This window comes from Dysgonomonas sp. UBA7630, assembly GCF_002483985.1.
Lineage (GTDB): Bacteria > Bacteroidota > Bacteroidia > Bacteroidales > Dysgonomonadaceae > Dysgonomonas.
This window is the reverse complement of record NZ_DLIY01000004.1, coordinates 1-2,269: the sequence shown is the minus strand read 5'-3', so window position 1 is coordinate 2,269 and position 2,269 is coordinate 1. Positions and strand designations below refer to the sequence as shown.

Here is a 2,269-nt window from a genome sequence, read left to right as displayed (position 1 = left end):
AGAGGTTGCAAACCTACAAGGACGAAGGAATCAACAGAAGGGAGAACCATAAAATATGGGGAGTTTTCTAAAACTCAACTATAAAGACATGCCAATATAACAATAAATAAATATTATAAAATAGGGGAATGCCGAAATATGACTTTTTATGTGTTAAATAAAATATTAACACATTAAAGAAAAGAGACTTAGGCATGTGCCCCACAACCCAAAATATGACTTTTTTAGGAGTATAAAATTATGCTAAAAAATTATTTTTCTATTAACATAAAAATAAATATCAAAATTATAATTCTGTTACAGAAATAGATGTATATTTGATCATAAATAGCATATTATCAGGCAACACAAAACGTTCAAGACTTCATTTTCGATATGAATTTCGATATAAATTGAAATGAGTTCGGACAATACAAATCAATATTTCTGACGATAATTCATTAGAATCTTGTGCCTTAAATGTGCAAAAAGAGGTAAGCTCTTGTGAGATAGAGAGTGAGCAGTAAAGTTCAGGTTGATATTGTTGTTTTAGAAACAATGGAATAAATGTAATATACAATATAAGTAATTCATATAATAGTCAGTATGTTAACAAAAAGTAGTGATAAAATTAATACTTCAATAAATAATAAACCATAAATCAGGCAGAATGAACACAATACACTATTTATTCATCGTATCGCTTCTGATATTTGCAGTTTTCTTTCTTTTTGCAGGGTGGAAAAACATCAAACTATTGCTAGACGACTGGGATTACATCAAATCGAACAAAACGGGCGTAGGAAGATTCCTTTATGTTGCCGGTTTTGTAGGTATCGCTGTATTGCTCTCTGTCTTAGGCTTCATTTTCATCTACTTCCTACAGATTGCCAGTTCGCAAGCTTATCTATTTTCGGAGTAAGAATTAGAACAGAAAACTTTACAATAAACGAAGGCCTAGCCACCATTCCCTCTACATCAAAAGCAAAGGGAAAGACTATCTTTTCGCTGGTCTTTCGAGCTTGTACGTTAAGATCACAACCGCAACAAGGCTATTCTTGTGCAAAAAAATGACAAAAACCCCCACATACATTCTACAAAAAAGTCATATAAAGCCCCCTACTGAAGAGAGTTAAACGACTGATATAAAAAATATTATTGCCAGCATATCGGCACAAAAAGTCATATCGCACAAAAAATGATAAAAAAGGATTCATCTTATCATTAGATTTGCATAGAATTCATTGCTATCACCTTTCCTTTATGTGTAAGATTATGTCTAAATATTATATCTCCATTGAGCACACCGAGGACATCGACACCGGGCAATATGCGATCAATGATCCGGATATTCTGATCAAAAAGCGCAGCTTCTTGATATTTGACATGATTGTAAAAAACTTTGGAACGTATAACCGTGACTTAAAGGAATATGCTGATAGATATTGTAAAATATTAAATTCTGTATCTCTCTAAACATGATAAAATTTGTCTTTATATAAATCCGAAGAGGCTGTACACCCAACACAAGCCTCATCCATTCAAAAATCCTAATCCTTAAGATCATTCTTATTAATTAAGAAAGGCCCACAAAATCACTTTGTAGACCTTTCACTTACACAAACTTTACAAACTACTTAATATATTAAAAAATACGAAAACCTATATTTTTTAATAAAAAAACAGATTAATAAAACTTTAGATTTTTCCTCAAAAAGAACAAAACTTATAAAATTATTTTGCTTTTTTTGATAGTTTGATAGTCCATATGAGAGTATTTAAAATAACTTATTATTGTTGTATTTGTAATGTTTACACAAAGATAGTCAAATTTACACATTATAAAAATTAAATTCCTTAAAAAATTCACCTACAATCCTCATTAAGAGCACATATAGACAGTAAATCACTAATTTATAGCGTATTATATACGTCATAAAAAATGTGATTTTATTTAAAAAAAATTTCAAACGCTTCTCTTAAACCTACGCATTACCAAATATCCGAGCAAAAACAACAATAAGCCCCTACCGCACCAGATCTGAAAAGATTGGAAAGAAGTCAATCGGTTGACTTCCTGCACCTCTACCACCGGATAGGGCACGGCTATGCTGTCTGTCTTAAATACAGAATCCCTTACCACCTTGTCGCGATAGAGGTATTTGTACTTCTCGAGCCACACCGTATCGCCTTTCATTTTTACCAATACAGAGTCGTAGAGGTGAATCGAGTCGCGCAACAGCTTATCCCGATATTCTACCCTGATGCTTTTGGAAAATCCAGTTCAGAT

Annotated in this window: 3 protein-coding genes; 2 read left to right on the top strand and 1 reads right to left on the bottom strand. The window is 32.2% G+C overall.

The window, feature by feature from the left end:
* Positions 1 to 649 precede the first annotated feature (649 nt).
* Together B3P17_RS01600 and B3P17_RS01595 are read left to right on the top strand one after the other, a co-directional pair.
* The gene (locus tag B3P17_RS01600) at positions 650 to 901 is read left to right on the top strand and encodes a hypothetical protein (protein ID WP_135104679.1); all 252 of its coding nucleotides are present in this window, start codon (positions 650 to 652) and stop codon (positions 899 to 901) included.
* A 353-nt stretch (positions 902 to 1,254) separates the two neighbouring features.
* On the top strand, positions 1,255 to 1,455 hold the full coding sequence (locus B3P17_RS01595) for a hypothetical protein (protein WP_228093781.1): 201 nt from the start codon (positions 1,255 to 1,257) through the stop codon (positions 1,453 to 1,455).
* Between the two features lie 490 nt (positions 1,456 to 1,945).
* On the opposite strand, the gene B3P17_RS01590 is transcribed toward B3P17_RS01595, so the two are convergent.
* Entirely contained in the window at positions 1,946 to 2,218 is a 273-nt protein-coding gene (locus tag B3P17_RS01590; RefSeq protein ID WP_291102900.1) for a hypothetical protein, read from the bottom strand.
* Between the last annotated feature and the right edge of the window lie 51 nt (positions 2,219 to 2,269).